The sequence below is a fragment of the Massilia sp. Soil_C_3 genome (assembly GCF_057657035.1).
This window is the reverse complement of the sequence record NZ_JBDGJG010000002.1, coordinates 209,781-233,776: the sequence shown is the minus strand read 5'-3', so window position 1 is coordinate 233,776 and position 23,996 is coordinate 209,781. Positions and strand designations below refer to the sequence as shown.

Genomic DNA, 23,996 nt, shown 5'->3' with positions numbered 1-23,996 from the left:
GGCCCGCGTCCCCGCAGGCCAGAGTCAACGGAAACGCCTGGCGCTTCCACCTGCTTTGGCCGGTATCCGGGCTGGCAAGCATGACGGCCTCACCTTCCTGCGCGGCATGCACAGTGGTTATCGAGACCGCCTGCCACGCTGCACATGCAGGCGTGGCGCTTGTTGACCGTTGCGGGGGCAGCACACTTCCATGACGGCGCGTGGCGCGGCCATGTCGTGTTTCCCGTTTAACTTCGCGCACCTGGGTGTGCGCGAGAGCACCAAAACGGGGCGATTATACCTTGACAAGGTGCGCCCCTGCCCGGCCGCCGGCAGCTTGCCGCGGGATCGGCTACCATCGTTGTTTTCGTGCTTCAAGAGGAGCGATGATGGCGCGCTTACTTACCTTGCCCACCTATTTCGTTTCGCACGGCGGCGGCCCCTGGCCCTGGATGCGCGAGCAGTACGGTTCGGCCTATGACCAGTTGGCCAATTCACTGGCCGCGCTGCGCGCAGAGGCGGGAGAAACGGTGCGCGCGGTGCTGGTCGTGACCGCCCACTGGGAGACGCCGCAGTTCATGGTGTCGTCGGGCACGGCGCCCGGCATGATCTACGACTATGGCGGCTTCCCGCCGCACACCTATCAGGTGAAGTACCCGGCGCCGGGCGAGCCGGCGCTGGCGCGGCGCGTGGCCGACCTGCTCGAGGCCGCGGGGCACCCCGCCACGCTGGACGCCGAACGCGGCTTCGACCATGGCACGTTCTCGATGCTGTACCCGGTCTATCCGGAAGCGCGCATGCCGGTGGTGCAGCTGTCGATCCGGCGCGACCTGGATCCGGCCACCCACCTGGCGGCGGGCCGCGCGCTGGCGCCGCTGCGCGACGAGGGCATTCTGATCATCGGCAGCGGGCTGTCTTATCACAACCTGCGCCAGTTCGGGCCGAACGGACGCGAGGCCTCCCAGGCCTTCGATGGCTGGCTGCAGCACGCGCTGCTCGAACTGGATCCGTCTCAACGCGAACAAGCCTTGCTGCGCTGGGACACGGCGCCGCAGGCACGGGCGGCGCATCCGCGCGAGGAACACCTGATTCCGCTGATGGTGGCATTGGGGGCGGCCGAACAGGAGGCAGCGGCCTGCGTTTATCATGAAGACGCGTTCATGGGGAATCTGGCGGTGTCGAGTTTCAGGTTCGGAGAGCCGCCGCAGGCTTGAAGAGTCCGCTGCCTCAAAACGTCGTACCCGCGAAGGCGGGTACCCAAGTTTGTGCGCGTTACGACAACGCAAGCAGTACTTAGGTACCCGCCTTCGCGGGTACGACGGAGGCTAACGCTGGAAACGCACGCCAGAGGCGAGCCTTACGTCCCGCGCTTGCCGCGCGCCGCTTCCTCGGCCTTGGCGGCGGCCTTCTCGGCCGCGATGCGGGCCTTTTCGGCCACCTCGGCCTCGTGCTGGGCCAGGCTGGCTGCACGCGACTCGGGCGTTTCGAGGCTGATGCGGCCCAGTGCGCCCTGGCGATAGTCCTGCAACAGGGTGTGTGCAGCTTTCTCGTAGTCGAAGTCGCCGCCGCGCACGCGGAAGCCACGGCGCTGCGCCACGCCCTCGACCACTGCCACGCCGTCCATGCCTTCGGTCTTGAAGCCGTAGCGTGCGGTCAGCAGCTGCGGGTAGCGTTGCAGCAGCAGTTCGCCCAGGTACTCGGCCACTTCTTCCTCGACCAGCGCATTGGTGCCGATCGCGTGGCTGGCGGCCAGCATCAGGCCGTCGCTGGCCATGGCGATCTTTGGCCACAGCATGCCGGGCGTGTCGACCAGCACCACGTTCTTGTTCAGGTACAGGCGCTGCTGGGTCTTGGTCACCGCCGGCTCGTCGCCCACCTTGGCAACGCGCTTTTTCAATAGCGCGTTCATCAGCGTCGATTTTCCGACGTTGGGAATGCCCATGATCATGATGCGCAGCGGCTTGGTCGGCACGCCGCGGTGCGGGGCCAGCGACAGCGCCAGCTCCGGGATGCGGGCGACGTCGGCCGGCTTTTTGGTCGTCATCGGATAGGCGGTCACGCCTTCCTGGGCGTCGTAATAGGCTTTCCAGGCGGCGGTCGCGTGCGGGTCGGCCAGGTCGATCTTGTTCAGGACCTTCAGGCAGGGGCGCTGGCGGAACTTGCGCAGCTGGTCCACCAGCGGGTTGCAGCTCGCCTCGGGCAGGCGCGCATCGAGGACCTCGATCACCAGATCGATGTTTTCCATCTGCTCGGCTGCTTCCTTCTTGGCCGCGTTCATGTGGCCAGGGAACCATTGTATCGACATGCTCAACTCTCTTAATCTTTCGTCCAAGGCGCTATTTTACGCTGAGCGTCGATACAAACGTAGCGGCGCCGCCACAAGGCCTCTTTCCATTGCACATACCGTTGAGCTATTGCAACACTGATGACATATTCCGCGCGCACACTGCTCTCTTGCCTGCACAAGACGGAGATGGGGATGCGCGTAAGGGAAAAACTGAAACGGTCGCTGGCGCGCTGGTATGGCGTGCTGATGCTGTGCTGCGCCATCGTGGTGTCGGCGATGGTCGAGCATCTGCCCCTGCTCCCTTACTGATCCAGCCTGCCCACCCCGCAGTCGGCCGGCGGCAGCGCCGCCTGCGGATCGAAGCGCGCCAGCCGCGCACGGGCCGCGGCGCGGTCCTTCGCGTACTCGGCCAGGTAGCGGCTGCGCTCCTCGCTCTGCCACTCGACATCCGGCACGCCGTCCAGCGAACGGGTGCGGCTGGCAAACACCTTGCCCTCCAGGCGCGGCAACAGCAGGCGGTCGGGGTCAAGATTCTCGCGCAGCAGATACCCCTCGACGTCGCGGAGCAGCAGCGGCAGGCGCGGCGCGCCGTCATGCATCAGCTTGCCGTGCACCTGGAGCCGTACCTGCTGCGCGCCCTGCCCCAGCACCTCGTTGAAGGTGGCTAGCGCGAACGGCCGGCCGGCCGCATCGTCGACGCGCCCCGTGACCACATAGCGTCCGGGCAGGCGCACGTCCAGCAGTAGCGCGAACTGCAACGCGCCACCGTCGACCGCCTCGCGCGGCCTGCCGCTCCAGCTGGCCGGCGACTGCGGCGAGTAGATAACGTCGAACAGCACGACACCTTCGCGACTGCCGGCCTGGTAGCGCACCTCGAGCCGGATGGTGCCGTGGAATCCGGCCAGCGCCGTCTGCGCGGGCGCCAGTGTCCCGCGCCACGCGCCGCCTTCGTCTGCGAACGGCACGGCGACCTGCGGCGCCGGACGGCTTTGCCCATACGTCATCCCATGGGCCAGCGCGCGCGTGACGACCAGCGGCAGTGGCTGGCCACTCGCGTCCAGCGCGCGCAGCGAGAAGCGGGCCTCTTCGCCTGCCGCCAGGTACACCCGCGTCTGCGCGGTCTGCAGCTGGACCTCGGAATGACTGTCTCCGCCCTCCGCCCGCATCGGATTGGTTTCGAGCAGCGGCTGGTTCGGGTATAGCTGGTCGGGATGGTGGCCGGCCGGGCGCGATTCGTGCGGATAGCGCGAATGCGCCAGGTAGCTGCAATAGGTGTGATCGGTCAGCCGGACCTGCTCGACCAGCTGGCGCCGGCGCGCGGCACGGTTTTCGGGCGGGGCCGTGGCGGTCCGCGCCGCCGCGATGGGCGCCGCCGGTGGCGCCTGGGACGCCTCGGGCACCGCCTCGCCCTCGCGCATCAGTGCGATCAGGCCCAGGCCGATGCAGGCCGCCACCCCTGCCGCGGCCGGCCAACGCCAACCCATGGTGTGCCCCTAGTTGGCGGTGTCGGCCATCGCCTGGCGCACGACCCCGATGATGCCCTCCCAGTTGCCGTCGCCGTAGTGGTAGACGTCTTCGCGGTCGTCACGGAAGGCGACCGAGTGCCAGCTCCACTTGACGCTGCCGCCCTGGTTCGGCTCGGTGCCGTAGCGCAGGTCGTCGCAGAACCAGTCGCCCGGATTGCAGAGCGAGCGGCCCGAGTTGCCGGCCGCGCCGCCGCTGCTGTGGTAGGCCACGACCTCGTCGTCCTGCCCCGGCAGCAGGAAGGAATACACGGTGCCGCGCGCGCCGACGTAGCGGTAGAACCAGATATTACGGGTATCGTTGTGGTTGTACATGGCGCGCACGGTGCCGGTGCGCAGGTCTTGCACCAGCGGCTCGGAGGTGGTCCAGGCGCCGGCATTGGCCAGTTCGGAGCCGCCCGCGGCGCCCGACGCCACTCTCACCCACTTGATGTTCCAGCCGCCCTGCACGCCGCCCGCGTCGCCGCAGACGCCGTCACCGTTCGGCGTGGCGTTCTTGAGCGCGCGCGTGGTGCCGCCGAAATTGGCCAGGGTGTAGCCCAGCAGCGGCTCGCCCGCGCTGTAGGCCGCGATATAGCACCAGTTCTGGCCGGTGCAGAAGCAGTCGAGCGCGTCGCGCACGCGCCCGCTCTGCGAAGCGATGCTGCTGTAGCCGTCCCAGTTGACGGCTTTCTTGTTGACGCCGGCGGGCGTGGTGTCCGGCCCCCAGTAGCGGAAGTCGGCGTAGTTGCCGGGTGTGCCGCCACTGTTGCGGCCGTTGATCCATAAAGTGAAGTTGGCAGCCTCGGCCCATCCCGCAGCCGACAGCAGGCAAAGCGCACACAGGGTATGCTTCTTGTTCATCTTCGTCTCCTCTACGCGGGCCGGCCTTACGGCCGGGTTATGCGTTAGTGCGCGGAAGAGTGCCTTGGGTTCCCGCCTCCGCGGGAACGACTGGTCGAAGATGTGCGTATCTACTCGAGGTCGGCCATCACCTTCAGGTGCGCCACCACGCTGCGCCCCAGCGCCGACAGGTCGTAGCCGCCTTCGAGGCAGCTCACGACGCGCCCGCCGGCGTGTTCCTTGGCCACCGCCATGATCTGGCGCGTGATCCAGGCGTAGTCGGCCTCCACCAGGCCGATGCCGCCCATGTCGTCGTCGCGGTGGCCGTCGAAGCCGGCCGAGATGAAGATCATCTGCGGCCTGAAGGCGTGCAGCGCCGGCAGCCACTGCTCCTGCACCAGCTCGCGCACCGCGTCGCCGTCGCAGCGCGCCGGCACCGGCACATTGATACGGTTGGCCGTGACCGGTTCGACCTCGCTATAAGGATAGAACGGATGCTGGAAGAAGCTGGCCATCAATACGCGCGGCTCGTCGCGGAAGGCATCGGCGGTGCCGTTGCCGTGGTGGACGTCGAAGTCGACGATGGCCACGCGGGCCAATCCGTGGGCCTCGAGTGCATGGCGCGCCGCGATCGCGACATTGTTGAAGAAGCAGAACCCCATCGGCTCGGTCGGCGTGGCGTGGTGGCCGGGCGGGCGCACCGAGCAGAAGGCATTCGAGACGCTGCCCTTGATGACGTCGTCGGTGGCGGCCACCGCGGCCCCGGCCGCGCGCAGCGCCGCCTGGTAGCTGTAATGACAGAGCGAGGTGTCGCCGTCGAGCGGATAGTAGTCGCCGGGCGTGGCCGGCACGTGGTCGCGCACCAGCGCCAGCGCCCCTTGCGTATGGTTGCGCAATACCTGCTCGACCTCGGCCAGCGGCGCGCTGCGCTGCTCGATCAGCCCGTCCAGCCGGGCGAGGATCAGCTGGTCGTCGATCGCCTGCAGGCGGGCCGGGGATTCGGGGTGCCAGCTGCCCATTTCATGCCGCAGGCAGTCCGGGTGGCTGTAAATCGCTGTACTCATGGTGCTCTTGTCTCCGACTATGCTCATCCATTCACACCCCGCGCCGCCGTTCTCGCATAGAATCCTCTGGAACGGCTGGCGGCTGCCAGGGCATGAAGCTTGCCAATGGCGCTAATCTACCACGGCAAGCCGCGGCCCCGCTCGGCGGCCGCCGTATTGCAGACGCATCGACCGCATCGACCAACCACGGAAAATCCATGTTCAACAAATTGCACGCCGTCGCACGCCAGGTCAACGAAGTCGTGGTCGGCAAGGATCAGCAGGTGCGCCTGGCCCTGACCTGCATGCTGGCCGGCGGCCACCTGCTGCTGGACGACCTGCCGGGCGTCGGCAAGACCACGCTGGCGCATGCGCTGGCGATCTCGCTCGGCCTGCGCTTCAACCGGGTCCAGTTCACCAGCGACCTGCTGCCGGCCGACGTGGCCGGCATCTCGATCTACGAACGCGACAAGAACGAGTTCGTGTTCCACCCCGGCCCCATCTTCACCCAGGTGCTGCTGGCCGACGAGATCAACCGCGCCACGCCCAAGACCCAGTCGGGCCTGCTCGAGGCGATGGAAGAGCGCCAGGTGTCGGCCGACGGCGTCACGCGCCCGCTGCCCGAGCCTTTTTTTGTGATCGCGACCCAGAACCCGGCCAACCAGGTCGGCGTGTTCCCGCTGCCCGAGTCGCAGCTCGACCGCTTCCTGATGTGCCTGAGCTTGGGCTACCCGGACGCCGCCGCCGAGCGCGCGCTGCTGATGGGTGAAGACCGGCGCAGCATGCTAAAAACACTGCAGCCGGCCATGCTGCCCGAGCAACTGGCCCAGGCCCAGCGCCAGCTGCGCGAGATCCACGCCTCAAACAACCTGGTCACCTACGTGCAGGCGCTGGCCCAGGCCTCGCGCCAGAACGGCCTGTTCGCCGAAGGCCTGTCGCCGCGCGCCGCGATCGCCCTGCTGCAGGCCGGCCGCGCCTGGGCCGCGCTGGAAGGCCGCGACCATGTGATCCCGGAAGACATCCAGGCCGTGCTGGTGCCGGTCTGCGCGCACCGCCTGCGGCCCCTGCGCGCCGCCCACGGCACCGCGCTGGCCAGCCGCGACCTGGTGCTGCAGCTGCAGAAGGCGGTCCCGGTCTGATGGCGCAGGCGGTCCAGAAGGTGCGGGGGCGGCAGGGACTGCGAGGGCGGCTGCGCCGCGCGACCGGGGCCTGGCTGCCGCGCGCCGGCAAGCTGGACGCGGGCGAAGTGGTCATCAGCCAGCGCCGCGTGTTCATCCTGCCCACCCGGGCCGGCCTGGGCTTCGCGGTGCTGCTGGCGGTGCTGTTGATCGGCTCGATCAACTACGCGCTGGGCCTGGGCTTCGGCCTGACCTTTCTCGCGCTGTCATGCGCGCTGGTCGACATGGTCGCCACCTACCGCAACCTGGCGCACCTGGCCCTGCAGCAGGGCCGGGTCGCGCCCGTGTTCGCCGGCCAGGAAGTCCAGTTCGAGCTGCAGGTCTTCAACCGCACGCGCCTGGCGCGCTACGCCATCCGCGCCGATTTCGCCGACGCCGCCAATGTGACTGAACCGCGCCACGTAGCCGACATCGCGCCCGGCACCCACGCGATCCTGACCCTGTCGGTGCCGACCCTGCAGCGCGGCTGGCTGGCGCCGGCCCGGGTCAAGCTGTCGACGCATTTTCCGCTCGGCCTGTTCAATGCCTGGAGCTACTGGCGCCCGGCCGCGCGCGCCCTGGTCTATCCGCGCCCCGAGGATGGCGCGCCAAGCCTGCCGCTGGGCGGCGGCAGCGGCAGCAGCCTGCGCGCGGCCGGCCACGACGATTTCGCCGGCGTGCGCAACTACCAGGCCGGCGACTCGCCGCGCCAGCTGGCCTGGCGCCAGATCGCGCGAATCGATTCCCAATTCGGCGGCGCCCTGGTGTCGAAGCATTTCGAGGGTGGCGGTGGCGACGAGCTGGTGCTCGACTTCGATGCCCTGCCCGCCACGCTCGACCTCGAGCTGCGCCTGTCGCGCCTGACGCGCTGGGTGCTGGAGGCAGAGAGCCGCGCCCTGCCCTACGCCTTCCGCCTGGGCGCGCTGCGGTTTGACGCCGCCTTGGGCGCGGCCCACCAGGCGGCCTGCCTGCGCGCGCTGGCGCTCCATGGGATCGACGAGGGGATCAATGACGGCAGCGGGGGCGCGGCATGAAGCTGCTGGCAACGCCCCTCACCCGCGACAAGGCCGACACCCTGCTGCTGCTGGGCAGCGCGGTGCTGGTGCTGGCGCCGCACACCCTGCACCTGCCGCTGTGGGTCTCGCTGCTGTGCGGCGCCACCCTGGCCTGGCGCGCCGCGATCACCCTGCGCGGCAAGCGCATGCCGCCGGCCCTGGTGCTGCTGCCGGTGGCGGTGGCCGCGATGGCCGGCGTGCAGTTCAGCTACGAGACCCTGCTCGGCAAGGATGCCGGGGTGGCGATGCTGGTGCTGCTGGTCGCCTTCAAGATGCTCGAGATGCATGCGCGGCGCGACCTGTTCGTCGTGATCTTCCTGTGCTTCTTCCTGGTGCTGACCAACTTCTTCTATTCCCAGGGCATCGGCACCGCCCTGCTGACCGTGGCCTCGGTGCTGCTATTGCTGGCGACCCAGCTGTCGTTCCAGTTCACGGGCGCCGTGCCGCCGCTGCGCACCCGCCTGGCGATGGCCGGCCGCACGCTCGCCTTCGCCCTGCCGATCGCAATCGTGCTGTTCGTGGTCTTCCCGCGCATCCACGGCCCGCTGTGGAGCATGGCGGGCGATGCCGGCAGCGGCTCGCGCTCGGGCCTGTCGGACACGATGGCGCCGGGCCAGATGTCGAACCTGGCCCTGTCCGGGGAACCGGCCTTCCGCGTGCGCTTCCTGACGCCGCCCCCGATGCAGTCCCAGCTCTACTGGCGCGGCCCGGTGCTCGATTTCTTCGACGGCCTGACCTGGTCGCGCGGCGCCAGCCAGGCTTCGGGCCGCGACCTGCACCTGGCGGTGCATGGCGACGCGATCGACTACGAGGTCACGCTGGAACCCTCGCAATCGCGCTGGGTGTTTACGCTGGAGATGCCGGGCGAGCTGCCGCAGGTGGCGGGCCACGAATTGCGCCTCTCGCCGCAGTTCGAGCTGACTGCAAACGACGCGCTCAGTAGCCGGGTGCGCTACCGCGCCAGCTCGCACCTGCAATTCGCTTTCCAGGGCGGCCCGACCCTGGACGACGCCGGCCGCTGGCTGCTGCTGCCCTATGGCTTCAATCCGCGCGCGCTGGCCGCCGGGCGCGCGCTGCGCCGGCTTCCCGATCCCGTGCAGCGGGTCGAGGCGGTGCTGGCGCAGTTCCGCGAGCAGCCCTTCGAGTACACGCTGGCGCCGCCGCTGCTGGGGCGGCACTCGGTCGATGAATTCCTGTATGGCACCCGCTCGGGCTTTTGCGAACACTATTCGGGCGCCTTCGTGTTCCTGATGCGCGCGGCGGGCGTGCCGGCGCGCGTGGTGACCGGCTACCAGGGCGGCGAGACCAATCCGCTCGACGGCTTCATGACGGTGCGCCAGTCCGATGCCCATGCCTGGGCCGAAGTCTGGATCGCGGGGATCGGCTGGCAGCGGGTCGACCCCACCGCGGCGGTGGCGCCCGAGCGCGTGCGGCGCGGCCTGGACGCCTCGGTGCCGCGCCCGGCCCCGTTCGGCATCGAGGCGCTGCGCGGCATGAATCCCTTCCAGGGCGGCGCCAATGCGTGGCTGACCCAGCTGCGCAATGCCGTCGGCGCCGTCAACAATGGCTGGAACCAGTGGGTGCTCAACTATACGCCCGAGCGCCAGCGCGACGTCGTGCGCGACCTGCAGCGCAAGCTGTTCGGCTGGCCTTTTATCGCTCTGCTAACGTCTGTTGCCCTGGGCCTCGCACTGCTCGTCTTTTTGCGCCGGCGTCGGGAAATCCACCCGGTCGATGCTCTATACTCGACCCTGTGCAAGCGTCTCGGCCAGCTGGGCCTGGCGCGCGCGCAGGACGAAGGACCGAGCGCCTACGCGGCGCGGGTCGCCGGCGCCAGCGAACTGGCGCCGCAAACGCGCGCGGCGGCACAGGAATTCCTGCGTCGTTACAGCGCCTGGCGCTACGCGCCCCCGACAACCGATCCCCGGCTTAACGCCACCTTGAAAAGCTTATTGTCGCAAGTCAGATGAAATCGATCGCAATCCTGTTTTCCGCGCTCGCGCTTGCCGCCGGCGCGCATGGCGATGCCCTCGCCGCTCCCCAGTCCACCGCAACGCAAGCCGCCATGACGGCCTCTGCCGACCAGGACCCCGAACACGTCAACTTCGTCGAATGGCTGCCGGTGCGCGAGTTCATCGAAGAGATGGTCACGCAGCACGGTTTCGAACGCGAGGCCCTGCATACCCTGTTCGGCCAGGTCCGTTTCATCGACCGCGCCGTGCAGCTGGTCAAGCCGGCGCCGCCGGGCAAGCCGAAGAACTGGCAAGCCTATAGCGCGCGCTTCATCGAGCCGATCCGCATCCGCGCCGGCGTGCGCTTCTGGAACGAGAATGCCGATGCGCTGGCGCGCGCCGAGGCGGCCTATGGCGTGCCGGCCGAGATCATCGTCGGCATCATCGGCATCGAGACCATCTATGGCCGCGATACCGGCAAGTTCCGCGTGCTGGACAGCCTGACCACGCTCGCCTTCGCCTACCCCGAAGCGCCGAACCAGGCCGCGCGCAAGGCGTTCTTCCGCGAGGAGCTGGCCAACACGCTCGTGCTGGCGCGCGAGCGCGGCTACGATCCGTTCTCGCTGCTGGGCTCGTTCGCCGGTGCGGTCGGGATGCCGCAGTTCATGCCGAGCAATATTCTCAAGTACGGCGTCGACTTCGACAGCGACGGCCGGGTCGACCTGCGGGGCTCGGCCACCGATGCGATCGGCAGCGTGGCCAATTTCCTGGTCCAGCATGGCTGGAATCCCGAGCACCGCGGCCCGACCGCGTTCGCGGCCGACGTCTCGCCGAAGCGCGCCTGGGAAGGCTTGCTCGGGCGCGGCCTGGAAGCGACACTGCGCCCCGAAGAACTGCGCGAAGCGGGCGTGGTCACGGGCACGGCGCTGCCGAACGACCGCCTGTATGGCCTGATTGACCTGCAGAATGGCGCCGAAGCAACAGAATATTGGGTGGCTAACGATAACTTCTATGCCATCACAAAATACAATCGCAGTTACTTCTATGCCATGTCGGTCGTCGACCTGGGTCGCGCGGTGCGGGCGGCACGGCCTGACTGACTCTTTCCTAACGGGAAACTTTGTAATCCTTTGTAACAGGTTTCCCGCTTTCTCCTTCCGTTGGTCGTAGGCATCCTCCTACATACCCCCCAGGGGTATCCGCCGACAACATTGTTGTGTCCGTGACAAAAATAGCACTGATAGCAACATACCCCCCTGTTTCTTTCCATTTCATCAGCAAATCTCGTACCGTGCGGCATCAAGTGCTGGATGCCCGTACACTGGTACTTAAACAAAAAACAATATATTTCTCTGGTGACTTTGTGAGAGAATTGCATTGCGGCTATTGTTGCAGTGAGACAACAAAATCCGAGGTGAGAGAAATGATTCCGACTTGCTCATGAGTATCGGAATAAAAATAGTTGTACAATTGAATAGAAAATTACGAAATTAAACTTCCGGAATCGAACGCCGCCACCGACTCCGTTTCAACCCCAGATAGGAATTTGAATCATGACTAACCAAGTCGGCATTGATATGAACAGCGATTCGGAAGGCGATGAGCTGCTTCAGTACAACCCGAACCGCCTGCTCGATACCCTGATCGAGAACCTGCGCCTGAAGAACGACGCAGCCCTGTCGCGCGCACTCGAAGTGGCGCCGCCGGTAATCTCGAAGATTCGCCACCACCGCCTGCCGGTCGGCGCTTCGCTGCTGATCCGCATGCACGAAGTCAGCGACCTGTCGATCCGTGACCTGCGCTACCTGATGGGCGATCGCCGTGCGAAGTTCCGCATCAGCGACAAGCAGTTCAAGCCAAAAGAAGGCGCGGTCCCTGCTTCGAAAGACTGAGTCGTCGCGGGCGCGGCAGTTGGCGCCCGGGCTTCTGTCTTGACGGGATGGGCGGCGCCTTGCGCGCCGCCGGATGAGTAGTGCGTACGCCCGCGCGGGTGTACGAGCCGCCGCATTGGCGGACGACCGGATATCGTCGGCGACATGCCAACTGAACGGTCTACGCAGTCACAGCGACTGATACAACAAGGCCGCCTGCAACCCAGGCGGCCTTTTCATTGGGCGACGCCGTTCAGGCGGGGAAGACGCCGGTCGACAGGTAACGGTCGCCGCGGTCGCACACCACGAACACGATGGTCGCGTTTTCCACCGTCTGGGCGATGCGCAGCGCCACTTCGCAGGCGCCGGCGGCCGAGATGCCGCAGAAGATGCCTTCTTCGGCCGCCATGCGGCGCGCCATCTGCTCGGCCGAGGCCTGGTTCACGTTCTCCACCTGGTCGACGCGCGCCGACTCGAAGATCTTCGGCAGATAGGCTTCGGGCCATTTGCGGATGCCCGGGATCGACGAGCCTTCCTCGGGCTGGGCGCCGACGATGCGGATGGCCTCGTTCTGTTCCTTCAGGTAGCGCGACACGCCCATGATGGTGCCGGTGGTGCCCATGGCGCTGACGAAGTGCGTGACGCGGCCTTCGGTGTCGCGCCAGATTTCGGGGCCGGTGGTCTCGTAGTGCGCGCGCGGATTGTCGAAGTTGGCGAACTGGTCGAGGATGATGCCCTGGCCATCCTTCTGCATTTGCTCGGCCATGTCGCGCGCGTATTCCATGCCGCCCGATTTTGGCGTCAGGATGATTTGCGCGCCATATGCGGCCATGCTCTGGCGGCGCTCGACCGACAGGTTGTCGGGCATCAGGAGGATCATCTTGTAGCCGAGGATCGCGGCCGCCATCGCCAGCGCGATGCCGGTATTGCCGCTGGTGGCTTCGATCAGCGTGTCGCCCGGCTTGATCTGGCCGCGCAGTTCGGCGCCGCGCAGCATCGACATGGCGGCGCGATCCTTCACCGAGCCGGCCGGGTTATTGCCTTCCAGCTTGCCCAGGATGATGTTGTTGCGGGCCGCGATGTCGGCGCCAGGCAGGCGCTGCAGCTGCACGAGCGGCGTGTTGCCGATCGTGGCTTCGATGGTCTTGTAAGCCATTGCTTTCTCTATTCCTTGCGATACCAAAGCGCCATTTTAATCTGAGAAGCAATACGGCGTCGGGGCGGGCATCGGTGGACCTGTCCACCGGTGCCCGCCCCGTCAATTTACAGGCAGGACGTACGCTGGTTTAGCGCAGCGGCAAGGGATACGTGGCCGGGCTGACGTTGCCATCCTTGTCGACCGCCTGCACACCGAAGAACACATTGTCTTTCGACAGGTCGACAGTCGCTTCCGTCACATTCCCGACCCACTTCGAATTTTCCCAATTCGCGCTGGTCGTGTCCCGCCACACGAGGCGGTAGCCGGCCAGGTCGGGCTCAAGATTGGCCTTCCACACCAGGGTCGAATCGTTGGTGAGACCCGCGGTGCGCAGCTTCACTTCCTGCGGCGCGGATGGCGCCAGCGCCAGCGACGCCATGGCGGCGCCGTTCACCTTGGTCACGTTGGCAACGTAGCGGAAGTCGACGTGGTCGATGGTGTCGCCAAACACCTTGCCGTTTTCGGTGCGCACGTCCTGGTGCTGGTGGTCGAAGTTCTCGGCCGGCTCGGTGAAGCGCAGTGCGGCATAGCCCTGCTCCAGGAACGGCATGTGGTCGCCGCCGCGCAGGTAGCGGTCGTGGCGCTGGATGACGCTGACCTTGAAGCCCTTCACGTAGCGCTCGCCCTGCTCCTTGGTGTGGCGCGCGAGCTGGCGCGAGATCGAATCGTTCTCGCCGCCGGTGGCCACCAGCTGGCGCACGGCCTCGCTCATTTCCTTGGTTGCCGGAATGCTCTGGGCGAACAGGCGCACGGATTTATCGTCGACCTTGCCGTCGTCGCCACGCGAGCTGCCGATGATATCGTTGGTGAACATGCCGGCCACGTTCCAGCCCTTTTCGCGCGCCTGGGTCGCCCAGTGGCGCGCGCCGATCAGGCCTTGCTCTTCGGCGGCGACGGCCATGAACACGAGCGTGGCGTCGAACTTGTACTTGGCCATCACGCAGGCCAGTTCCATGATGGCGGCGGTGCCCGAGGCGTCGTCGTTGGCGCCTGGCGCATCCGACGTTGCATCCATCACGTCCGAGGCGCGCGAGTCGTAGTGGCCGCTGACCACGTACATGCGGTCCTTCGAGGTGGCCTCTGTGCCCGGCAGGGTCGCGACCACGTTGACGATCTCGGTCGGCTTGGAGATGCGCGCCGAGACGGGCGCCATGTGGCTGTCGAATGCCACCTGCAAGGGCGTACCGGCGCCGCAGCGCTCCAGCTCGGCCTTGATCCAGCGCCGTGCGGCGCCGATGCCCCGCGTCTCGGATGCGGTTTCCGACATCGTGTGGCGGGTGCCGAAGCTGACCAGCTTGCGGATATGGCTTTCGATACGCTGCTGCGAAATTTCGCTCAGGATCTTGTTGATTTGGGCTTGCTGGGCGGTGATGTTCGGCTGGGCCGGGGTGGCGGCAGACGCCGTCGCAGACGCGGCCAGCAGGGCCGCCAGCAAGGCGGTGGAAACACGGGCGTGAGGCATGATTACCTTTCTGGTATTGATGTGCAAGCTGTAACAGATGAGCTTGCACATCTTGCCATGCGCCCGCGGGAATGTCAGTCAATACATGTCATCAAGCGATCACAGCGCGGCCTTGGCGTCGGCCGTCTGGCTCGGCTTGGCGTCTTTCGCGACCGGCTTGGCGGCAGCGCCCTCCTTGCCCTTGCCATTGACCACCAGGCCGGCCTCGGACAGCTTGGCGGCCTTTTTATCGCCCAGGCCCTTGATGCGCCCCTGCAGGTCGGGCCAGTTCTTGAATTCGCCCTTGGCGCGTTCGTCCAGGATGGCCTTGGACATGCTCGGTCCCACGCCCTTTATACCATCGAGCGCCGCGGCGTCGGCCTTGTTGACGTCGACCTGGGCGAAGGCGAAGCCGGCCGAGGCGACCAGCATGGCGACCGCCAGCATCAGTTTCTTGATCATTGAATGTTCTCCGTAAGTGAATACTCCCGACGGCAGGGCGCCGCCGGTGTTCACTTAGACGGATGACCCCGGCTCTTGTTAGGGTCCGGGGACTGAGCGCGATCAAGCGTCAGGCAGGAAACAGCTCCTCGCGGGTCACGGTCGCCGTGCCCAGCTTGCCGACCACGATGCCGCCGGCACGGTTGGCGGTCACCAGGGCCTCGGCCAGCGGCGCCTTGGCGCCGAGCATGGTGGCGAGCGTGGCGATCACGGTGTCGCCGGCGCCCGAGACGTCGAACACTTCGCGCGCATCGGCATGCACGTGCAGCACCTCGTCCTGCGTGAACAGGCTCATGCCTTCTTCGGAGCGGGTCAGCAGCAGCGCATCCAGGCCCAGTTCCTCGCGCAGATTCTGCGCTTTCTCGAGCAATTGTTCTTCGGTCTTCCAGCCACCGACCACGTGCTGCAGTTCGGAGCGGTTCGGAGTCAGGATACTCGCGCCCCGATACGGCGTGAAATCGTCGCCCTTCGGATCGACCAGCACGATCTTGCCGGCGGTGCGCGCCAGCGCAATCATCTCGGCCACATTGACCAGGGAACCCTTATTGTAGTCGGACAGGATAATGACGTCGTAGTCCGGCAGCAGCGCCTTGAACTGGGTGAGCTTGTCGCGCAGGACGTTCTCGGTCGGCGCGTCTTCAAAATCGATGCGCACCATCTGCTGCTGGCGGCCGATCACGCGCAGCTTGATGATGGTCGAGATCGCCTCATCGCGCTTCAGGTAGCTGTGGATGCCTCCATCCTGCAGCAATTGCTCCATCTGGTCGCCCGCCTCGTCGGCGCCAGCCACGCCCAAGAGGCCCGTGTGGGCGCCGAGCGCGGCGGCGTTGCGCGCCACGTTGGCGGCGCCGCCCAGGCGCTCTTCGCGCTTCTGGATGCGCACCACGGGCACCGGGGCCTCGGGAGAGATGCGCGAGACGTCGCCGAACCAATAGCGGTCGAGCATGACGTCACCCACCACCAGCAGGCGCACACAAGACAGTTGCGGGGCCGCCTGCTGGCGGAAGTCGTCGGCCACCAGCAGGCGGCTTGGAGTCGGGTTGTTCATGGTGCTCAGTTCATCACGTTCAGTTCTTCGGTGCGGCGCGGCGGGTAGGAATCCCAGCGGTTGCACCCCGGGCAGTGCCAGTAGAACTGGCGCGCCTTGAAGCCGCAGTGGCTGCACTGGTAGCGCGCCAGCTTCTGGGTATAGCGCTGCACCAGGTTCTTGACCATCGACAGCTCTTCCCAGATATTCGCCGGCGCATCCATCAGGCGCGCTTCCAGCAGCTTATCCAGGCCCAGCAGGGTTGGATTGCGGCGCAGCTCTTCCACCACCAGTTCCTTGGCCGCCTGCACGCCATCGAGCTCGATGACGGCCTTGAACACGACCTCGATCAGGTCGATCGACGAGGCCTCGGCCAGGTAGGACTTGAGCAGGTTGACGCCTTCCTGCGGGCGGCCCACCTTGCGGTAGCCATCCATCAGGCGCGCGGCCACCAGGGCCACGTGCGGCACACTCTGCTGCTCGACGCGGCGCCAGGTCTTCAACGCCTCTTCGATGTCGCCCTGGGCCAGCTGCGCGTCGCCGCGCAGGATGGTGGCGCGCACGCTGTGGCGGTCGGCTTCCAGGGCCTTGTCGAGCAATTGCATGGCGTCGCCCGACGCCGTGTGCACCAGCGCGTCCTGGGCCAGTTCGCAATAGAACTGGGCGATCTCTTTCTGGCGCGATCCGGCGCCCGAATCCTGCAGGCCTTCGGCGGCCGCGATGGCGCGCTTCCATTCCTTCTCACGCTGGTAGATCTCGAGCAGCGAGCGGCGCGCCTTGACGGCATACGAGGTGTCGACCAGCTGGTTGAAGGTCTCCTCGGCGCGGTCCAGCAGGCCGGCCTTCAGGTAATCGATGCCCAGCTCGTACTGCGCGTGCGCCTTGTCATCAAGCGGCAGGTCGGGCCGCGCCAGCAGGTTCTGGTGCACCCGGATCGCGCGCTCGGTTTCGCCGCGGCGGCGGAACAGGTTGCCGAGGGCAAAATGCATATCTGCCGATTCGGGGTCGAGCTTGACGATCTCGATGAAGGAATCGATGGCTTTATCAGGCTGGTCGTTCAGCAGGTGGTTGAGGCCCTTGAAGTAACCGCGTGGCAAGGTGCGCGATTCGGAGACCAGTTCGTTGATGTCGACCCGGGCGGCAAGCCAGCCTAGGCCAAAAAAGAATGGGATGCCAAGCAGCATCCAGAGTTCAAATTCCATGGATTTCTTGTTTTCTTATTGTTCAGGGCCGCGGTGCAGGCGGGGTCACGCTGTCCGGCGCCGGCGGCGCGTTGCCGGTACCGGCGGCGCTTTGCAGGGACTGGATGGTGATCTTGTTCAGCCATTTTTCGCGGCGCTGGCGGAACACGGTCGGGGCCAGCGCCATGATGCCGAAAGCGGCGCCGGCCACGAAGAAGGCCAGCAGCATCAGCACCAGCGGGCCGCGCAATTCATATTGCAGGAAGAAATGCAGGTCGACTTCCTGGGTGTTCTTCAGGGCAAAGCCGAAGAAGAGAATGAACAGGACGATTCCGACGATGGTCGAGACGAATTTCATCAGCAGGTTCCGCTGGAGAATGGTGTGAGGGCGAAGTGTCGCATATTCGCCATGATATTTCAAAATGACACCGGGTGTGGGCCCGATGGGCAATTGGAGATAGTCGAAAAAAAACGGCACCCTCGCGGATGCCGTTTTTCGGGACTGCTCGACGACTCAATCGTTGATGATCGGCTGCCCGACCATCGCATCCACCCGCTCGCGCAACTGCTTGCCCGGCTTGAAGTGCGGCACCCGTTTTTCGGGCACCATCACCTTGTCGCCGGACTTCGGATTGCGTCCGATGCGCGGGGGACGGCTGTTCAGCGAGAAGCTGCCGAAACCACGGATCTCGATGCGCTGCCCGGTCGCCAGGGCGTTGGTCATCGCATCGAGGATGGTCTTGACAGCAAACTCCGCATCCTTCGCCACCAGCTGGGAATAACGCTCAGCCAGTCGGTTGATCAGCTCGGATTTGGTCATCTGCCGCTCCAGTCAGGGGTTAGCCTGATTAGTTTTTGTTGTCGAACTTGGCTTTGAGCAGTGCGCCCAGGCTGGTGGTGCCCGAAGCTGCGCTGTTGTCGTTGGCCAGTTTGCTCATTGCTTCCTGGGTGTCAACATTGTCTTTCGCCTTGATCGACAGCTGGATGCTGCGAGCCTTGCGATCGATGTTGATGACCAGGGCTTCGACGCTGTCGCCCACTTTCAGGTGGGTGCCAGCATCTTCCACGCGGTCGCGTGCGATTTCCGAAGCGCGCAGGTAGCCTTCGACTTCTTCGGACAGAGCGATCACGGCGCCTTTTGGCTCAACCGATTTCACGGTGCCGGTGACCAGGGTGCCCTTGTCGTTCAGCGAAGCGAAGTTGTTGAACGGGTCGCCTTCCAGCTGCTTCACGCCCAGCGAAACACGCTCGCGCTCGACGTCGATTGCCAGGACGACGGCTTCCAGCTCGTCGCCCTTCTTGAAGCGACGCACGGCTTCTTCGCCGGCTTCGGTCCACGACAGGTCCGACAGGTGGACCAGGCCATCGATATTGCCTGGCAGGCCGATGAAGACGCCGAAGTCGGTGATCGACTTGATCGAACCCTTGACCTTGTCGCCCTTCTTGTGGGTCATGCCGAAGTCGTCCCATGGGTTCGCTTTGCACTGCTTCATGCCCAGCGAGATACGGCGACGCTCTTCGTCGATCTCCAGAACCATGACTTCCACTTCGTCGCCCAGCTGGACAACTTTGTTTGGCGCCACGTTCTTGTTGGTCCAGTCCATTTCCGACACGTGGACCAGGCCTTCGATGCCTTGTTCCACTTCGACGAACGCGCCGTAGTCGGTGAGGTTGGTGACTTTACCGAACAGGCGGGTGCCTTGTGGGTAACGACGCGACAGACCGGTCCATGGGTCATCGCCCAGTTGCTTCACGCCCAGCGAAACACGGTTCTTCTCTTGATCGTATTTCAGGACTTTAGCGGTGATCTCTTGGCCAACCGACAGGACTTCCGACGGGTGACGCACGCGACGCCATGCCAGGTCGGTGATGTGCAGCAGGCCGTCGATGCCGCCCAGGTCAACGAACGCACCGTAGTCGGTGATGTTCTTGACGACGCCGGTAACCACGGTGCCTTCTTTCAGGGTTTCCATCAGCTTCTGGCGCTCTTCGCCCATCGATGCTTCGATGACAGCGCGGCGCGACAGCACGACGTTGTTACGCTTGCGGTCCAGCTTGATGACCTTGAATTCGAGGGTCTTGCCTTCGAATGGGGTGGTGTCCTTGACTGGACGGGTGTCAACCAGCGAACCCGGCAGGAAGGCGCGGATGCCGTTGGTCAGGACGGTCAGGCCGCCTTTGACTTTACCATTGACGGTACCGGTGACGATTTCGCCCGATTCCATCGCTTTTTCCAGTGCCAGCCACGAAGCCAGACGCTTGGCTTTGTCGCGCGACAGGATGGTGTCGCCGAAGCCGTTTTCCAGCGACTCGATAGCCACGGAAACGAAATCGCCGATTTGAACTTCCAGTTCGCCCTGGTCGTTCTTGAATTCTTCGACCGGGATGAAGGCTTCCGATTTCAGACCTGCGTTGACGATCACGAAGTTGTGATCCAGGCGCACGACTTCCGCCGAGATGACTTCGCCCGAACGCATGTCTTGACGTTGCAGCGATTCCTCGAAGAGGGCTGCGAAGCTTTCCATACCGGTATCTTGAGTTGCAGTAGACATAAAAGTGGGATATTTCATGTTAACCAGCAGGCCGACAATATGCGGACTGAACTGGGTTAGGGTTAAAACACGCCTGCAACATAAAAGCGCGTTGCAGACACCAAAGGACGCCGGCGATGAAGCCGTCGTCCCCGCGAAGGCGGGGACCCAAGTTACTCAGCGCAGCCGCCACGGCGATGACTCGAGCCAACGGCGGCGTTACGGACCTGGATTCCCGCCTGCGCGGGAATGACGTTCAGGTGCTGACGACTACCGGCCGCAATTGCGGCTGATCGTCGAAAACACCATAAACGCCATTCAAAGTCTTTAAAAACTCTTCTTGATTACTTTTGCCGGGCAACTTTTGCCGGATTATTTCTGCGCGTACCAGGCCATGACCTGTTCCACTGCCTGATCCACGCCCATTTCGGACGTGTCCAGCAGATGCGCATCGCTTGCCGGGGCTAGAGGAGCGACCGCGCGATTGGTGTCGCGCTCGTCTCTCGCCTGCAAATCTGCCAGGAGGTCGTTCATATTAGCAGAAAACCCTTTGTCAATCAATTGCTTATACCGGCGTTGCGCACGTGCCTCAACACTTGCGGTCAAGAACACCTTCAGTTTGGCGGTGGGGAAGATCACGGTGCCCATATCGCGTCCGTCGGCCACCAGGCCCGGCGTCTGGCGAAAGCCCAGCTGCAGCCCGAACAGCGCTTGGCGCACGGTCGGCAGCGCCGCGATCTTCGACGCCATATTGCCCACCTCCTCGGCCCGGATCGCGTGCGTCACGTCCTCCTGCGCCAGGTAGATATGCTCGCCCTGGAAGCGCGCCGGCAGATGCTCGGCCAGCTTGGCGATCGCGTGCTCGTCGCGCAGGTCGACCTCGCGCCGCAGCGCCTGCAGCGCCGTCAGGCGGTACAGCGCGCCCGAGTCGAGCAAATGAAAGCTGAGGCGTTCGGCGACCCGGCTGGCGACCGTCCCCTTGCCGGATGCGGTGGGGCCGTCGATGGTGATGACTGGTACGTTCGAATTCGGCATGCGGATCCTGGCAATCGGTTAGAACAGCTCGTCGCGCGCGATGCCCGCGAACGCTTCAAAATAATCGGGGAAGGTCTTGGCGACGCATTTCGGATCGTTGATGCGCATCGCATTGCCGCGGCGCGCCTTGCCGTCCAGCGAAGCGAGCGAGAAGCACATCGCCATGCGGTGGTCGTCGTAGGTGTCGATCGTGGCGGGCTTGAGTTCTTCCGGCGGGGTGATGCGGATGTAGTCAGGCCCCTCCTCCACCTCCGCCCCGACCTTGCGCAGCTCGGTGGCCATCGCCGCCAGGCGGTCGGTTTCCTTCACGCGCCAGCTGGCGATATTGCGCAGCGTGCTCGGGCCGTCGGCGTACAGCGCCGCCACCGCAATCGTCATCGCCGCATCCGGGATGTGGTTGAAGTCGGCGTCGATGGCTTTCAACACGCCGTTCGAGCGTGCTTCGATCCAGTTGTCGCCGCGGGTAATGATGGCGCCCATGCGTTCGAGCGCATCGGCGAAGCGCACGTCGCCCTGGATGCTCTGTTCGCCCACGCCTTCCACCCGCACCGGACCGCCGGCGATCGCACCGGCCGCCAGGAAGTAGGATGCCGACGACGCGTCACCCTCGACGTGGATGGTGCCGGGACTCTGGTAGCGCTGGCCCGGATGCACGGTGAACGAGGACCAGCCATTCTGCTCGACCTCGACGCCGAAGCGGCGCATCAGGTTCAGGGTGATCTCGATATAGGGCTTCGAAATCAGCTCGCCGACGACGTCGATCGCCACCGGATGGGTCTTGGCCATCAGCGGCGCCGACATCAGGAGCGCGGTCAGGAACTGGCTCGACACATTGCCGCGCACGGCGATGCGCTGCGGATTGACGCGGCCGCGGCGGATGCGTAGCGGCGGGAAGCCCTGCTCGCCCGTGTACTCGATCTGGGCGCCGACTTCGTTCAGCGCGTCGACCAGGTCACCGATCGGACGCTCGTGCATGCGCGAGACGCCATGCAGCGTATAGTCGCCGCCGATCACGGCCAGGGCAGCCGTCAGCGGACGGATCGCGGTGCCGGCATTGCCCATGAACAGGTCGGCCTCATGGTTCGGCAGCTCGCCGCCATTGCCGTGCACGACCACGGTGCGCTCGTCGACTTCATCCCACTGGATGCCCAGCGAGCGCAGCGCGCCCAGCATCACCATGGTGTCGTCCGAGGCCAGCAGGTCGTGGATCGTGGTCGTACCCTCGGACAGCGCCGCCAGCAGCAGCGTGCGGTTCGAGATGGACTTGGAACCCGGCAGCCGCACCGTGCCATGCGCATGCAGCACGGGCTCGAGGTCGATATGCTGCGGGTAGTGTTTTTGCTGCGTCATGTGTTTTCCTGATTGGGCGAACGCCGCTCGGGCGAGCCGGCTTCGATGGCTTCTTGCCATTCGCGGCGGGCGCGCTGGGCGGTCGCGTAGATTCCTTGCAAGCCGACGCCGTCTGCGGCCGCAAGCATGGCCCGCATCGACGTCAATTGTGCCAGATATGCATCCAGCTCGGACAGCAGTGCGGCGCGGTTGGCCAGGCTGATGTCGCGCCACATCTCGGGCGAGGAGCCGGCAATGCGCGTGAAGTCGCGGAAACCGCTGGCGGCGTATTGGAACAGCATGTCGGCATGCGGCTTGGCGGCGATGTCATCCACCAGCGCATAGGCCAAGAGGTGCGGCAAATGGCTGACGGCGGCGAACACGCGGTCATGGTCTTCCGGGCTGAGCATGTGGATCACGGCGCCGCAGGCGCGCCAGGCGCTCGCGACCCGTTCGACGTCGTGCGCCGCATTCTCAGGCAGCGGCGTCAGCACGCATTTCTTGCCCTGGTACAGGCCGGACAATGCGGCGTCGGGGCCGTTCGACTCGCTGCCCGCGATCGGGTGGCCGGGCACGAACTGGTGCACGCGGTCGCCCAGCACCGCACGGGCGGCCGCGACCACGTCGCACTTGGTGCTGCCGGCGTCGGTCACGACCGTCTGCGGCGCGAGGTGCGGCAGCAGCGCTTCGAGGATAGGGCCGGTCTGGGCCACCGGCGCGGCCAGCAGCACGAGATCCGCGCCGCGCAGCGCGTCGGCATAATCCTCGGTGATGCGGTCGACGATGCCCAGCTCCAGCGCACGCGCCAGTGCTTCCGGGTGGCGGCCGATGCCGACCACCTCGCCCACCTGGCCGGCGTTCTTGAGCGCCAGCGCGAACGAACCGCCGATCAGGCCGACGCCAACGATAACGACTTTAGCCAGCATTCAGCCTCGCGCGCTCGCGCTCTCCGTCGAGAGCGCTCGCTTCAATGCCTCGATGAAGGCCGCGTTTTCTTGCGGCAGGCCGATCGAGATGCGCAGCCACTGCGGCAGTCCATAGGCGCCGACCGGACGCACGATCACGCCCTGCTTGAGCAGCGCCGTGTTCACGCGCGCCCCGGCCTGGTCGTCATTGCCGACCTTCACCAGCACGAAGTTGCCGAACGACGGCACGTACTGGAGTTTGAGCTCTTCAAAGGCGGCGACCATCTGCTTGTAGCCTTCGGCGTTGTTCTTCGCACCCTTTTCCAGGAATGGCTTGTCGTTCAGCGCGGCGATCGCGGCGGCCTGCGCCAGCGAGTTGACGTTGAACGGCTGGCGGATGCGGTTCATCAGGTCCGTCACTTCCGGCTGGGCGATGGCGAAGCCCACGCGCAAGCCGGCCAGGCCATAGGCCTTGGAGAAGGTGCGCGAGACGATCAGGTTCGGGTATTTGCGCACCCAGGCGCTCGACTCGAACTGGTGTTCCGGCGCCAGGTATTCGTTATAGGCTTCGTCCAGCACCACGACCACGTTGGCCGGCACTTTTTGCAGGAAGGCTTCGACCTGTTCGGCCGGGATGAAGGTGCCGGTCGGATTGTTCGGGTTGGCGACGTAGACCAGGCGCGTATCCGCATCGATGGCGGCGGCCATCGCATCCAGGTCATGGCCGTAGTCCACGCTCGGGACCACGATGGCGCGTCCGCCCACGCCCTGCGTGGCCAGCGCGTACACCGCGAACGAATACTGCGAATACACCACCGCCTCGCCCTTTTGCACGAAGGCGTGGGCGGCGATCTCCAGGATGTCGTTACTGCCATTGCCGAGCGTGATCCACTCGAGCGGCACGTCGTAGCGCTGCGACAGCGCGGTCTTGAGTTCGAAGCCGTTGGCATCCGGGTAGCGGCCGAGATCGGCGGCGGCTTCGAGCATCGCGGCGCGGCTCGATTCCGGCAGGCCGAACGGGTTCTCGTTGGAGGCCAGCTTGACGATGGTCGCTTCGTCGAGGCCGAACTCGCGGGCGACTTCGGCGATGGGTTTGCCGGCCTGGTAAGGGGCGATGGCGCGGACGTATTCTGGACCGAATTTCGACATGGTGTCTCTC

The 23,996-nt window shown here is 65.5% G+C and carries 22 protein-coding genes and 1 riboswitch; of the genes, 6 read left to right on the top strand and 16 right to left on the bottom strand.

The genetic code is table 11. From position 1 onward, the window contains the following. Window positions 1-40 precede the first annotated feature (40 nt). Window positions 41-280, bottom strand: a riboswitch (cobalamin riboswitch). A gap of 88 nt (window positions 281-368) precedes the next feature. Next, the gene (locus AC3A6F_RS03995; RefSeq protein ID WP_487678672.1) at window positions 369-1,193 is read left to right on the top strand and encodes a DODA-type extradiol aromatic ring-opening family dioxygenase; all 825 of its coding nucleotides are present in this window, start codon (window positions 369-371) and stop codon (window positions 1,191-1,193) included. 143 nt (window positions 1,194-1,336) lie between these two features. Here the strand turns inward: AC3A6F_RS03995 and ylqF are convergent, their stop codons facing one another. The 4 genes from ylqF to AC3A6F_RS03975 all read right to left on the bottom strand — a co-directional run bounded on the left by ylqF (window position 1,337) and on the right by AC3A6F_RS03975 (window position 5,675). Further along, window positions 1,337-2,284, bottom strand: coding sequence for a ribosome biogenesis GTPase YlqF (gene ylqF / locus AC3A6F_RS03990; protein WP_487678671.1), 948 nt, complete (start codon window positions 2,282-2,284; stop codon window positions 1,337-1,339). 284 nt (window positions 2,285-2,568) lie between these two features. Further along, window positions 2,569-3,750: a hypothetical protein gene (locus AC3A6F_RS03985; RefSeq protein WP_487678669.1), complete on the bottom strand. Its 1,182-nt coding sequence runs from the start codon at window positions 3,748-3,750 to the stop codon at window positions 2,569-2,571. A 9-nt stretch (window positions 3,751-3,759) separates the two neighbouring features. Beyond that, on the bottom strand, window positions 3,760-4,632 hold the full coding sequence (locus AC3A6F_RS03980) for a hypothetical protein (RefSeq protein WP_487678668.1): 873 nt from the start codon (window positions 4,630-4,632) through the stop codon (window positions 3,760-3,762). A 110-nt stretch (window positions 4,633-4,742) separates the two neighbouring features. Continuing rightward, window positions 4,743-5,675, bottom strand: coding sequence for a histone deacetylase family protein (locus AC3A6F_RS03975; protein WP_487678667.1), 933 nt, complete (start codon window positions 5,673-5,675; stop codon window positions 4,743-4,745). Window positions 5,676-5,872: 197 nt separating this feature from the next. On the opposite strand from AC3A6F_RS03975, the gene AC3A6F_RS03970 reads away from it, so the two are divergent. The 5 genes from AC3A6F_RS03970 (at window position 5,873) to AC3A6F_RS03950 (ending at window position 11,710) form a co-directional block, all read left to right on the top strand. Next, window positions 5,873-6,793, top strand: coding sequence for an AAA family ATPase (locus tag AC3A6F_RS03970; RefSeq protein WP_487678666.1), 921 nt, complete (start codon window positions 5,873-5,875; stop codon window positions 6,791-6,793). Next, entirely contained in the window at window positions 6,793-7,845 is a 1,053-nt protein-coding gene (locus AC3A6F_RS03965) for a DUF58 domain-containing protein (RefSeq protein WP_487678665.1), read from the top strand. Before AC3A6F_RS03970 ends, AC3A6F_RS03965 begins: the two co-directional genes overlap by 1 nt. After that, window positions 7,842-9,836, top strand: a complete 1,995-nt coding sequence (locus AC3A6F_RS03960) for a transglutaminase TgpA family protein (RefSeq protein ID WP_487678664.1) — start codon at window positions 7,842-7,844, stop codon at window positions 9,834-9,836. Before AC3A6F_RS03965 ends, AC3A6F_RS03960 begins: the two co-directional genes overlap by 4 nt. Beyond that, window positions 9,833-10,918, top strand: coding sequence for a lytic murein transglycosylase B (mltB, locus tag AC3A6F_RS03955; RefSeq protein WP_487678663.1), 1,086 nt, complete (start codon window positions 9,833-9,835; stop codon window positions 10,916-10,918). The genes AC3A6F_RS03960 and mltB overlap by 4 nt, the downstream gene beginning before the upstream one ends. A gap of 453 nt (window positions 10,919-11,371) precedes the next feature. Next, window positions 11,372-11,710, top strand: coding sequence for a hypothetical protein (locus AC3A6F_RS03950; protein WP_109344434.1), 339 nt, complete (start codon window positions 11,372-11,374; stop codon window positions 11,708-11,710). Window positions 11,711-11,942: 232 nt separating this feature from the next. Here the strand turns inward: AC3A6F_RS03950 and cysM are convergent, their stop codons facing one another. From cysM to hisC, 12 genes are all read right to left on the bottom strand, one after another. After that, window positions 11,943-12,845, bottom strand: coding sequence for a cysteine synthase CysM (gene cysM, locus AC3A6F_RS03945; RefSeq protein WP_147933886.1), 903 nt, complete (start codon window positions 12,843-12,845; stop codon window positions 11,943-11,945). Window positions 12,846-12,975: 130 nt separating this feature from the next. Continuing rightward, complete coding sequence (locus AC3A6F_RS03940) at window positions 12,976-14,349, bottom strand: M20/M25/M40 family metallo-hydrolase (RefSeq protein WP_487678661.1); 1,374 nt, start codon at window positions 14,347-14,349, stop codon at window positions 12,976-12,978. A 99-nt stretch (window positions 14,350-14,448) separates the two neighbouring features. After that, window positions 14,449-14,790: a ComEA family DNA-binding protein gene (locus AC3A6F_RS03935; protein ID WP_487678660.1), complete on the bottom strand. Its 342-nt coding sequence runs from the start codon at window positions 14,788-14,790 to the stop codon at window positions 14,449-14,451. 109 nt (window positions 14,791-14,899) lie between these two features. Beyond that, on the bottom strand, window positions 14,900-15,877 hold the full coding sequence (gene rfaE1 / locus AC3A6F_RS03930) for a D-glycero-beta-D-manno-heptose-7-phosphate kinase (RefSeq protein WP_487678659.1): 978 nt from the start codon (window positions 15,875-15,877) through the stop codon (window positions 14,900-14,902). 5 nt (window positions 15,878-15,882) lie between these two features. Beyond that, window positions 15,883-17,058, bottom strand: a complete 1,176-nt coding sequence (lapB, locus tag AC3A6F_RS03925; protein ID WP_487678658.1) for a lipopolysaccharide assembly protein LapB — start codon at window positions 17,056-17,058, stop codon at window positions 15,883-15,885. Window positions 17,059-17,080: 22 nt separating this feature from the next. Next, window positions 17,081-17,395, bottom strand: a complete 315-nt coding sequence (locus AC3A6F_RS03920) for a LapA family protein (RefSeq protein WP_320474975.1) — start codon at window positions 17,393-17,395, stop codon at window positions 17,081-17,083. A gap of 156 nt (window positions 17,396-17,551) precedes the next feature. Beyond that, a complete protein-coding gene (locus AC3A6F_RS03915) occupies window positions 17,552-17,857 on the bottom strand; it encodes an integration host factor subunit beta (RefSeq protein ID WP_005668997.1) in 306 nt (101 codons plus the stop codon). 28 nt (window positions 17,858-17,885) lie between these two features. After that, on the bottom strand, window positions 17,886-19,589 hold the full coding sequence (gene rpsA / locus AC3A6F_RS03910) for a 30S ribosomal protein S1 (protein ID WP_147933891.1): 1,704 nt from the start codon (window positions 19,587-19,589) through the stop codon (window positions 17,886-17,888). 351 nt (window positions 19,590-19,940) lie between these two features. After that, window positions 19,941-20,603, bottom strand: coding sequence for a (d)CMP kinase (cmk, locus tag AC3A6F_RS03905; protein ID WP_487678657.1), 663 nt, complete (start codon window positions 20,601-20,603; stop codon window positions 19,941-19,943). Between the two features lie 18 nt (window positions 20,604-20,621). Then, entirely contained in the window at window positions 20,622-21,953 is a 1,332-nt protein-coding gene (gene aroA, locus AC3A6F_RS03900; RefSeq protein WP_487678656.1) for a 3-phosphoshikimate 1-carboxyvinyltransferase, read from the bottom strand. Continuing rightward, window positions 21,950-22,858: a prephenate dehydrogenase gene (locus tag AC3A6F_RS03895; protein ID WP_487678655.1), complete on the bottom strand. Its 909-nt coding sequence runs from the start codon at window positions 22,856-22,858 to the stop codon at window positions 21,950-21,952. The genes aroA and AC3A6F_RS03895 overlap by 4 nt, the downstream gene beginning before the upstream one ends. Next, window positions 22,859-23,986, bottom strand: a complete 1,128-nt coding sequence (gene hisC / locus AC3A6F_RS03890) for a histidinol-phosphate transaminase (RefSeq protein ID WP_487678654.1) — start codon at window positions 23,984-23,986, stop codon at window positions 22,859-22,861. Between the last annotated feature and the right edge of the window lie 10 nt (window positions 23,987-23,996).

Bases quoted from the DNA above. Each gene is read 5' to 3' on its own strand.
- AC3A6F_RS03935 (WP_487678660.1), bottom strand. From the start codon at position 14,790: ATGATCAAGAAACTGATGCTGGCGGTCGCCATGCTGGTCGCCTCGGCC.
- AC3A6F_RS03920 (WP_320474975.1), bottom strand. From the start codon at position 17,395: ATGAAATTCGTCTCGACCATCGTCGGAATCGTCCTGTTCATTCTCTTC.
- ylqF (WP_487678671.1), bottom strand. From the start codon at position 2,284: ATGTCGATACAATGGTTCCCTGGCCACATGAACGCGGCCAAGAAGGAA.
- cysM (WP_147933886.1), bottom strand. From the start codon at position 12,845: ATGGCTTACAAGACCATCGAAGCCACGATCGGCAACACGCCGCTCGTG.
- AC3A6F_RS03985 (WP_487678669.1), bottom strand. From the start codon at position 3,750: ATGGGTTGGCGTTGGCCGGCCGCGGCAGGGGTGGCGGCCTGCATCGGC.
- AC3A6F_RS03965 (WP_487678665.1), top strand. From the start codon at position 6,793: ATGGCGCAGGCGGTCCAGAAGGTGCGGGGGCGGCAGGGACTGCGAGGG.
- AC3A6F_RS03995 (WP_487678672.1), top strand. From the start codon at position 369: ATGGCGCGCTTACTTACCTTGCCCACCTATTTCGTTTCGCACGGCGGC.
- AC3A6F_RS03975 (WP_487678667.1), bottom strand. From the start codon at position 5,675: ATGAGTACAGCGATTTACAGCCACCCGGACTGCCTGCGGCATGAAATG.
- cmk (WP_487678657.1), bottom strand. From the start codon at position 20,603: ATGCCGAATTCGAACGTACCAGTCATCACCATCGACGGCCCCACCGCA.
- aroA (WP_487678656.1), bottom strand. From the start codon at position 21,953: ATGACGCAGCAAAAACACTACCCGCAGCATATCGACCTCGAGCCCGTG.
- AC3A6F_RS03970 (WP_487678666.1), top strand. From the start codon at position 5,873: ATGTTCAACAAATTGCACGCCGTCGCACGCCAGGTCAACGAAGTCGTG.
- AC3A6F_RS03960 (WP_487678664.1), top strand. From the start codon at position 7,842: ATGAAGCTGCTGGCAACGCCCCTCACCCGCGACAAGGCCGACACCCTG.
- AC3A6F_RS03915 (WP_005668997.1), bottom strand. From the start codon at position 17,857: ATGACCAAATCCGAGCTGATCAACCGACTGGCTGAGCGTTATTCCCAG.
- mltB (WP_487678663.1), top strand. From the start codon at position 9,833: ATGAAATCGATCGCAATCCTGTTTTCCGCGCTCGCGCTTGCCGCCGGC.
- AC3A6F_RS03980 (WP_487678668.1), bottom strand. From the start codon at position 4,632: ATGAACAAGAAGCATACCCTGTGTGCGCTTTGCCTGCTGTCGGCTGCG.
- hisC (WP_487678654.1), bottom strand. From the start codon at position 23,986: ATGTCGAAATTCGGTCCAGAATACGTCCGCGCCATCGCCCCTTACCAG.
- AC3A6F_RS03950 (WP_109344434.1), top strand. From the start codon at position 11,372: ATGACTAACCAAGTCGGCATTGATATGAACAGCGATTCGGAAGGCGAT.
- AC3A6F_RS03895 (WP_487678655.1), bottom strand. From the start codon at position 22,858: ATGCTGGCTAAAGTCGTTATCGTTGGCGTCGGCCTGATCGGCGGTTCG.
- rfaE1 (WP_487678659.1), bottom strand. From the start codon at position 15,877: ATGAACAACCCGACTCCAAGCCGCCTGCTGGTGGCCGACGACTTCCGC.
- AC3A6F_RS03940 (WP_487678661.1), bottom strand. From the start codon at position 14,349: ATGCCTCACGCCCGTGTTTCCACCGCCTTGCTGGCGGCCCTGCTGGCC.
- lapB (WP_487678658.1), bottom strand. From the start codon at position 17,058: ATGGAATTTGAACTCTGGATGCTGCTTGGCATCCCATTCTTTTTTGGC.
- rpsA (WP_147933891.1), bottom strand. From the start codon at position 19,589: ATGTCTACTGCAACTCAAGATACCGGTATGGAAAGCTTCGCAGCCCTC.